Below are 9,299 nucleotides of genomic sequence, written 5' to 3' on the forward strand. Positions count from 1 at the left end.
ATGGTCAACTGCTAGCAAGTGCCAGTTACGATGGAAAAATCAGATTGTGCTTCTACTGGTGGCTGTGGGGGAATTATGCCGCCGACTAAGTTGTTAACCATAAGTATCCCTGACTTGACGATATTAATAGCAATTTAACGGACTAAATATATTGAATTACTCCTTCTATGGGCTGAATTTACTTAAAATCTCTCCTGAGATAGAGTACCTAATTAAAATATTTTCTACCATTTAATGCATTGCAAAATCAATCATATTAGACTATTTAAAGTTGTTTTTATGTTAATTGTATTAAATATATTTAAAGTTCTGTTTGTAATATTTAATTATCAAAACAGATTGTAAATAAGATTAAAATATTCAGCTATTAGTACAGGAATTACGTGCATTTTCAATATCTGCGATCGCTAACAGGACTTACGCAACTGGCACAATTGACCTCGGCGCGGCGAAGCCGCGCCCTCGGTTGATATTCACAGGTTAGTGCTTAAAAAGCGATAGTAAGCAAGGAAATTTTACAATTTTTAAAAAGGGATTTTTAATTACAACTATCACAAAGAGTAAAAATATTATTATTCTTACGTCTGTGGGAAAATAATAAATATCTTTTAAGTGTTGATTAATTATTAAAGATGAAATTTACAAAACTAGATTATTGTCAATATCTACTTAGTAGCCAAATTAACTATACTATTACTAATCTAGCAGAACATTTAGAACAGGACTTACGCAAAAACTCTCTGTAATTCTTATTCCTTCGTGTCCTTCGTGCCTTCGCGGTTCGTTATTCCGTGACTCATGCGTAAGTCCTAACTTATACAATTTATTAGCATTACAATAGCTAAAGTTTTGATAAACTTCATGGAAGATTAATTGTAAACAAGTACTACAGTAGCGATCGTACTCAGCAGAGACGCGCGTGAATACACTATTAACAGAAACACGTAAAGCAAAACTGGCGCAAGAGCGAATCGCCCAATCTACAATAGGCAGGATTATGGTTATGGTTTCCGCTACTACTCCCAAAATTCTGATCGTCGATGACGACTTCGGTGTGCGAAATCTGATCTATCGTTTTTTAAGTCGGAAATATCAAATAGAGTCCGCAGCAGATGGTAAGACTGCCTTATCGTTGTTTGAGCAATTCAACCCGGCCTTAGTGATTCTGGATTGGAATCTGCCGGATCTTAATGGTTATAGCCTCTGCCAAGAAATGCAGAGCCGTACTAATGTTTTAGTGCTGATACTGACTAGTAGGACTGACGAGGCTGATAAAATTAAAATCTTAAGCGCAGGTGCTGATGATTTCATGACTAAACCGTTTAGTCTTGCAGAAGTTGAAGTTAGAGTGGAAGCTCTTTTGAGACGGATACGCTACATCAACCCTTCGCCAACACAACGGATCATTTTTAAGCAGTTAGCAATTAACCCAGAGGGCCGGGAGGTAACACTTAACGATAAACCTCTTGCTTTAACAGCGCTGGAATTTAATATCTTACATTTTTTGGCAAGTCATCCTAATCAGGCTTGGAGTCGCCCACAACTAATCCAAAAAATCTGGGGTTGCGACTACGTGGGAGATGGCCGAGTGGTTGATGTGCATATTGGTCAGCTTCGCAAGAAGATGGAAGTCGATGCCAGCATACCGGAGTTTATTAAAACTGTGCGGGGCTATGGTTACAAGTTTGAAGCGCCCGACGAAAATACTAATTCCTGAGCTTTCTGATTTCAGGAGTAGTTCATAAAAAGAATGACTTAGATGAGTCAGCATTAGTATTATTGCTGATTTAAGCAGTTTTACTGAGAATTAACCGTATAACTTGCGCTGATTTGGAGAAAGGCTTTATCTAGTGCCAAAATCAAAAGTGCAAATACGGCTGATTCAAAATAAATGAATCTAGCGGATTTAACCGATAGCCCACCCAATGTAAGGTAAACCATTGCGCCGTTTCTCCATCAGCGATGGGCGTGCAGATAAGCTTTCTTAGCATTTAAGTTGCATAAAAGCAGGGCTAGAGCCGCTTACCCAAAGGGTTCGTTAGTCGCTCATAAGGGAAACCCCCAACTCTTGGAGACGCTTTGCGAACGCGAAGCGTTCCGAAGGAAAGGCGGTAGCCTCTCCCAATGTGAGAAGACCGCGCTAACTCACTACAAGCGAATTAACCTGGAAAAATGAATCAGGATTAGCTTATTATTCTATCTCGCCAAATAGGCGGCTTTGGACTCTGACTTGCGTAGGCTAACAAAAACCACAGGCATCGCTCCACAAATTGTACAAGGTTACGGGGGGCAAATCACTGAAAAAAGTATACTTGGGTCTTGGCTCAACCTTTCAAATTAACCTTCCCCTCAAGCTTTGACCCATCTTGATGAGATAAAAATTTTTCACTACTGTGATAGCTTCTTCGCCATTTTTCCAGATGCTCTATAGATATTGATTTAGATATGACGTTCACGCCATTTCCTCGCCAAGCAACTTCTGCATCTGTTGTGAAAACTCCACATTCTAATTGATCTAGCCTCATATTCCAATATTCACTAAACCGGCCTTTCAAAGTAATAACTTGCTCAAAAACCTTGTTTCTGTGTTTATTTCTTCTTTTTCTTTCTGTAGCTCCTGTTGCTTCTGTATCAATAAACTTAGTTTCAATTAAAAACAGGCTCCCTTTAAAGGTCTGGTAGACAAAATCACACTTTCCTAAATCTGTATAATCTGAAATTGGAGATTTTTCAAATAACAGTAATTCAGCGCACGAGGGAAACAAGTCTTTAATATTCAGAAATAAATAAGCTTGCAATAAAAGTTCCTTATCATAAGGAAACAAGATAACTCCTTCAAAAAATTTTTTAATGTCCTCCTGAGTTTGGGGTTGAATGATTTTACAGTATGAAACAAATTTATGTAGCTCGTTTACGATCATCAAGTTCTAACTCCTTCCCCCGGTCGCAGCCTTATGGGTCTTAGCATCAAAAGATACCATGCCCTCAATAAAATCATCATCCGCATAAGTAACTAAAAAAACGATTAATATTTTATATTTTTAAGGTAATTTCCTGTTGACAGTTGAGTAAAAATGATTTACAAGCTGCTTTTTAGTATTAGTGAACTTTTCACTTCTGGCTTCAGATACCAGTTAGGTATTTGATATGAGCAGGAAAACTGGCATTTTGCAAAGCTTGAACGGTTATTCTAGAATCTTGTACGCAAAATTGCCAACCCAAGCGAACAAGTTTCCGAGAATTTTCAGTTTGTATAATTCCGATCACTGGCATTTTTGCCTTTTCTTTGTCTCCTGCCTGTTCTTGCAGAATTATTTTCAAACGATGTAGTTCATCGATATTACCTGCTTGTTGGGGATTTAACTCCACCATTACCATTTGTACTGTTTCCACTGGCTCTGCATCTTCAAGAATAAATTGAGTTTGCTCGTCGCGTCGATCTACTTTTCCCCAAATAATCAATCTAGTGTCAACTTGGAGTAGGGAACTAATGCATTCATAGGTTTTGGGAAAGACTACAGCTTCTGATTGTGTAGTGAGGTCTTCTACTGGGAAAATTTGGTTACGAGCGCCTTCAACTGTCACAGAATCCACCACTATCCTTGCTAAATCATCGGTACTGACAATTGAGGTACGGTTTTTGCGATCGCCAATGAGCAGATACAATCCCGTTTCCCGAAATTGTTCTACTAGTGGCAGCAAGTTAGATGCTAATCCAGATGGGCGTAAAATAGTGTAATTCAAGCCACTAGCTGACAAATATCGCTCTACTGCTCGTTTGGCTTTAAATACAGGAGCATCTTCATATCCGCGATCGGCTCCCAATACGGAAATGAAGACAAAATGCTCTACGCCATTGGCTTTCGCTTGGTCAATGAGTTCAATATTGGCGCGATAATCTAAAGATAGGGCATCGCTATCAGAACCGTGGGCGCTGATAATATACTTGACACCCCGACTAGCTTTCTGGATATCTCTTTCTTCTAGCAAGTCACCGATAAAGATTTCTGCACCCCGGTGTTCTAACTCGCTGTAGCGCGAGGTAAGGCGGACAAATGCCCGCACAGACTGTTCTCGTTGTCGTAGGAGTCGCACAACTCTGCGACCAATTCCTCCCGTTGCTCCAGTTATTAGAAACATATAAATACCTAAATTGAATAGTTACAGCGTTTATAGTTGTCAAAATGCTCAATATATGATCAAAATTCATTGAGCAATACTAGAGTGTTCCAAGAAATAAATGATCCAAAACCTGTCATTGCGAGCGCAACGAAGTGTAGCGTTCGCGGAGCGTCTCGTAGAGAAGCAATCGCAATATCTTGGGATTGCTTCATTCCGCTTTGCTCCATTCGCAATGACAATTGGGCACTTTTTTACTTGGAGTACTCTTAAATAGAGATATGAGCATATTTTTATACTTTATTACCATGCTCAATATATTTTCATGCCAACAAGTCACACCTTATTTATTTTAATACTCTAAAAATGATCCCCCACATCCTTGTAGATGCAGGGGATAGAATAATGGGATTAGTTTTACTGGCTCAACAAGTCAACAGCTTGTTCAAGCGACATCTTAGCCTTGTGCAAGTTCAGCAGGTTTTCCTGGTCGTATCGGTCAGGATAGCTCATTTTCCTGCCCTCTAAAGTTATCCGAATTAGTGCTGCTTGCTCATCTGTGGGTGAATTCATCTCTTCTATAGCAGAACTGATTATCTGGATAGCGTTAAAGTTAGGGAATTTTAACCCTTTACCTTGCTTCATTTGTTGCACGGCTAAAAGTGGAAATGCCATCAGAGTTACGATGTATGAGGTTTTGTATCCTGCATTTCCAGTTGGTTTGATGCCGTATCTACGACACAAGTCGCGTAATTCTTTAATAGTCTTGATTTCAAGTTCGGAACGCGTGAACATAAAATAGTAGTGTCCATTTTTGATATTGGATATTGGTGGTTGTACTTCCGGCAAGTTGTAGCAACCACCAAAAAACAATCTATTGTTTTGGCACCAAGTAAATCAAGTCTTGTTTATATTTCTCAATAATGCCTAATCCTAAAGGGAATCCACAAAATTTACAACCAATTAAATCAAATAGAGAAGAATCATTAACAGAGAGGATTAACCTACGCATTACCAAGACTATGAAGGAAGAACTATCTACAAAGGATGATCCTCCAGAATTCTGCCGTCGTGCAATCCAGGAAGCATTAGATAAAGATAGAGAAAAGTAATCTCAAAGGGATAGTTGTCAAAAGCGTGTGAATTACTGCAATGAGCCAGTAATTAAGCATGTTGAAAAAGCAATATGCTTGATTGCTTGCGGAAAACACCGAAATGAGAAAGTAAACTGGGGTTTGAGAAAGTAAAAGCTCATTTTGCTTGCGGAAAACACCAAAATGAGAAAGCAAACACAGCTTTTGAGTAAGTCAAAGCTTATTTTGCTTGCGGAAAACACCAAAATGAGAAAGCAAACACAGCTTTTGAGAAAGTCAAAGCTCCTTTTGCTTGCGGAAAACACCAAAATGAGAAAGCAAACACAGCTTTTGAGAAAGTCAAAGCTCCTTTTGCTTGCGGAAAACACCAAAATGAGAAAGCAAACACAGCTTTTGAGTAAGTCAAATACCATTTTGCTTATTAAATTCGACGTAACTTAAGTAATTACGTTAAGAAGATTTGTAGGTTGGGTTGAACCTAAGTGTTACCCAACAAAGCCGTGAAAATGTTGGGTTTCGTTCCTCAACCCAACCTACATTGGAGTTATTTTTTAAGCAAAACCTACGCAGTATTCGGCTGAGTTAGAATCGTTGAAGAAGGATTTAAAGCAGTAAGTATAATGTGTTGGCAATTAGCTTTTGATGTGATAGCAAAACCCAGGTTGAAAATTTCGGCGTGAGCGAGTCATAAAGTGAGATAAATTCTTGTTTAGTCCTCTTGAGAGGACTTTAGCTATTAGCCGTAGGTTTCTAACCTATGGCGGGTGATGGGTTCAAATGTGAGATTCTGAACTCAAGTATTTGCATCATTGCAAAATGTTGGCATTGCCCACACGTCCGCCTCAGAATAAATTCTGCGGCTCATAGCGAAAGTCATCTAAAGCTGACTGAAATTCTTGTTTTACCCGCATTTCCAGCCATATCATGTGCGACTTAATACTTAGTCAAAAGCGAGCGGAGCGTGGCAATCCCAAATCTTTGCGATTGCTTCATTTCACTTCGTTGCATACCCTTCTCCTGATGGAGACGCTGCGCGAACGGGAACGCCAGGGGCGAACGCAATGACATATCGTAAGTGATTTGCCGAACTTGATATCAGAGGCTAGAAAGAAGTCTGGGAAAAGTTTTCCCAATTTACAATCCCCCCACATCTTTGTAAATGCAGGGGGAGTGATAACAATTCAAAATTCAAAATTCAAAATTCAAAATTCAAAATTGTTTGAGATGGGGATTTAAACGCTTTGTGCAAACAGCCCACTTCAAAACTATTCAGAAGCTTTGTTATTAGCTCTATTAGCACGCGCCTCAGCCGAAGCCATCACCTCATCAAAATTTTCTAGCACTTCGCCAGGAAAGTTTTCCAAAACTCTGGTAGAAAGAGCAACCCGCCCTTTACCCTCATCCAAGTCAATAATTACAGCTTTAATTGGCTGACCAACTTGAAATACCTTTTCTAAAGAATCAATAAATTTCTGGCTTACCTGCTTGATATGAAGCAAAGCCCCCATACCATTTAAATCGACAAACACACCAAAAGGTTTGATGCCAGTAACTTTACCTTCCACCAGTTGACCTAGTTCTAACAAGCTGAAGTTGCTAGAACGAGTTGCTAATCGCTGGGAAAGGATGAGTTTGTTGGTGTTTTTATTAATTTCCAAAAAGCCTACAGTCAGATTTTGACCTTTAAGAGCTTCTAAATTATCACGCTCGGCCAGGTGCGATCGCGGAATAAACCCCCGCAAAGAGAGAATATCGACGGTGACACCACCTTTATTGACACCAATAACTCGTACTTGCACAGTCTGAGCATTTTCTTGCATTTCTGCCAGTCGTTCCCAGATGTGCTGAATTTCCAACTGCTTTCGAGAAAGGGTGACTTGACCTTCTGCATCCTGATCTCGGATAATCAAAAACTGCATTTCCTCTTGCAATGGCAGCACCTCCGATAAATCGGTAACTGCTCTCAAAGAAGCCTCATCGCGCGGCAGAAAAGCTGACGACTTGCCACCAATATCGACATAAGCCCCATCATGGTCAAGTTGGAACACTTTACCGTGTACAACCTGTCCCTTTTGAAACTGGTAGTCGTGTTTTTCTAGTGCTTTAGCAAAATCGTCCATCGTAAAGGGCGAATTGGCTGTTTGAGAAAGTTTCGATTCGGAATTCATGACTTTTGAAGATTAATTGTTATTTGATATGGTGCAACCGGAGTTTAGATTGTCATTTGTCCTTTGTCATTTGTTATTTGTCATTTGTCAGTTGTCCTTTGCTAATGACTAATGACCAATGACTAATGACTAATTCAGTTGACTAAAGAGTTGTTTGACTTGCTCCCAAGCATCAGCAGCAGCTTTAGGATTATAACTGCCACGACGGTCACAGAAAAATCCGTGATCAGCTCCATCGTAGCGAAACACACGATGAGGAATTTTATATTTTTCTAACTCTGCTTCAATTTCATCTACTTGTTCGGGTGGGATGCTAGCATCTTCTTTGCCAAAGAAGGCATAGAGAGTGCCTGGAATTTCTTTAGTGCGGGTAACAGTGGGAGCGCCACCTCCTGGTGTGCGGGTGGTAATTCCAGCACCATAGAAAGAAGCCGTAGCTTTAATATCTGGTAAAGTGGCTGCAAGATATGCGACATGACCACCAAAGCAGAAGCCAATACAGCCAAAACTATCTTTTTTGACTTGGGGCAGATTTTTGAGGTAGTCAATTGCTAGTTGAATATCGCTCAATAACTGTGATGCTTGAGTTTGCATGGCGTAACTTCTGCCCGTTTCAATATCTTCGGGTGTGTATCCGGTTTCAAAACCAGGAGCAGTCCGTTGAAAAAGTGCAGGAGCAATCGCTACATATCCAAGCTTGGCAATCCGTTCTGTAACATCCCGAATGTGAACGTTGACACCAAAAATCTCTTGTAATACTACGACTCCTGGGTAAGATCCAGATTCTTTTGGCTCTGCCAAATAAGCAGACACTTGAATATTATCTTGCAAAAGATTAACCGTTGTGGTAATTAATGCTTGCTCTGTCATAATAATTTTACCAGTGCTATATGATTAGCCGTGTCTTTATTTGATATAACTATGCCAGTATGTCCAGGTTATTTCCAATTAAATTATCAATTACCAATAGGAGCGCATTAGAAATTTGTACCAGAAAAACTTTATATGTAAATAAAATATTTGACATGTAGCAAATGCAGCTGGTCAGTAAAAGAGTGTTGAGTTAAAAGTGCTGTGTGCTGAGTAGTAAACCAACACTCCCCACTCCCCACTCCCCACTCCCCACTCAGTATTCAGGAGGTTTGCTGATGATTCAATTCCGTATTCAGCCAGACAGCGAAATTCCCGCATCAACCCAGCTGTTTAATCAAATCCGGTTTGCGATCGCTTCTCGGCAATATCCCCCTGCTTACAAATTGCCAAGCACAAGGGCATTAGCAATGCAAACTGGGTTACACCGTAATACCATTAGCAAGGTTTACCGTCAACTAGAAGAAGACGGATTTGTTGAAAGTATGGCTGGTTCAGGAATTTATGTTCGCGCCCAAGGTCATGAGGGCGGTAGTAGGCTGCAATCACCAATTCTCAAACAAAATCCCGATGCATATCAAGTTGTCCAGAAAGCACTAGACGATCTGCTCACCCAAGGATGTTCACTCAATCAAGCCAGAGAGCTGTTTTTAGCGGAAATTGACTGGCGCTTGCGTTGTAGTGCGCGGGTACTGGTTGCAGTTCCATCTTATGACATGGGTGCTGGTGAGTTGATGGTGTATGAATTAGAGCGATCGCTAAAAATACCAGTCCAATTGGTAGCAATGGAAGAATTAACTGCTGTGTTAGATAAAACTACCTCTGCGACAGTAGTTACAAGTCGGTATTTTATCAGTAATGTGGAAGCGATCGCAGCTCCAAAAGCTGCACGGGTAATTCCTTTGGATATCTACGATTACAGCAAAGAACTCAGCCTATTGAAAACCCTACCAAAAGAAAACTGTGTAGGCATAGTTAGCCTCAGTTCCGGGATTGCACGAGCAGCAGAAGTCATCCTCCACATTACTGATAAAATACCGACTTGAGA

The 9,299-nt window shown here is 40.2% G+C and carries 8 protein-coding genes and 1 pseudogene; 3 read left to right on the top strand and 6 right to left on the bottom strand.

What is annotated here, in order from left to right; translation table 11 throughout:
* Positions 1–997 precede the first annotated feature (997 nt).
* Entirely contained in the window at positions 998–1,717 is a 720-nt protein-coding gene (locus LC574_RS12660; RefSeq protein ID WP_229453853.1) for a response regulator transcription factor, read from the top strand.
* Between the two features lie 607 nt (positions 1,718–2,324).
* On the opposite strand, the gene LC574_RS12665 is transcribed toward LC574_RS12660, so the two are convergent.
* The 3 genes from LC574_RS12665 to LC574_RS12675 all read right to left on the bottom strand — a co-directional run bounded on the left by LC574_RS12665 (position 2,325) and on the right by LC574_RS12675 (position 4,914).
* On the bottom strand, positions 2,325–2,921 hold the full coding sequence (locus tag LC574_RS12665; protein ID WP_229453854.1) for a hypothetical protein: 597 nt from the start codon (positions 2,919–2,921) through the stop codon (positions 2,325–2,327).
* Between the two features lie 202 nt (positions 2,922–3,123).
* Complete coding sequence (locus LC574_RS12670) at positions 3,124–4,140, bottom strand: NAD(P)H-binding protein (RefSeq protein WP_229453848.1); 1,017 nt, start codon at positions 4,138–4,140, stop codon at positions 3,124–3,126.
* A gap of 396 nt (positions 4,141–4,536) precedes the next feature.
* Positions 4,537–4,914, bottom strand: a complete 378-nt coding sequence (locus tag LC574_RS12675) for a hypothetical protein (protein WP_229453849.1) — start codon at positions 4,912–4,914, stop codon at positions 4,537–4,539.
* A 128-nt stretch (positions 4,915–5,042) separates the two neighbouring features.
* Here LC574_RS12675 and LC574_RS12680 point away from each other — a divergent pair, with 128 nt between their 5' ends.
* The gene (locus LC574_RS12680) at positions 5,043–5,231 is read left to right on the top strand and encodes a hypothetical protein (RefSeq protein ID WP_179071541.1); all 189 of its coding nucleotides are present in this window, start codon (positions 5,043–5,045) and stop codon (positions 5,229–5,231) included.
* 202 nt (positions 5,232–5,433) lie between these two features.
* Here the strand turns inward: LC574_RS12680 and LC574_RS12685 are convergent, their stop codons facing one another.
* The 3 genes from LC574_RS12685 to LC574_RS12695 all read right to left on the bottom strand — a co-directional run bounded on the left by LC574_RS12685 (position 5,434) and on the right by LC574_RS12695 (position 8,251).
* Positions 5,434–5,619 (bottom strand): hypothetical protein, encoded by a 186-nt coding sequence (locus LC574_RS12685; RefSeq protein WP_229453850.1) that lies wholly within the window; start codon positions 5,617–5,619, stop codon positions 5,434–5,436.
* Between the two features lie 859 nt (positions 5,620–6,478).
* Positions 6,479–7,381, bottom strand: a complete 903-nt coding sequence (locus tag LC574_RS12690; RefSeq protein WP_229453851.1) for a S1 RNA-binding domain-containing protein — start codon at positions 7,379–7,381, stop codon at positions 6,479–6,481.
* A 129-nt stretch (positions 7,382–7,510) separates the two neighbouring features.
* A complete protein-coding gene (locus LC574_RS12695) occupies positions 7,511–8,251 on the bottom strand; it encodes a dienelactone hydrolase family protein (protein WP_229453852.1) in 741 nt (246 codons plus the stop codon).
* A gap of 278 nt (positions 8,252–8,529) precedes the next feature.
* Between LC574_RS12695 and LC574_RS12700 the strand changes: the two are divergent.
* A pseudogene (locus LC574_RS12700) lies at positions 8,530–9,273 on the top strand (GntR family transcriptional regulator); the annotation flags it as partial.
* Between the last annotated feature and the right edge of the window lie 26 nt (positions 9,274–9,299).

Origin of the sequence: Nostoc sp. CHAB 5715 (assembly GCF_020829685.1) — a bacterium.
Classification (GTDB): domain Bacteria; phylum Cyanobacteriota; class Cyanobacteriia; order Cyanobacteriales; family Nostocaceae; genus Nostoc.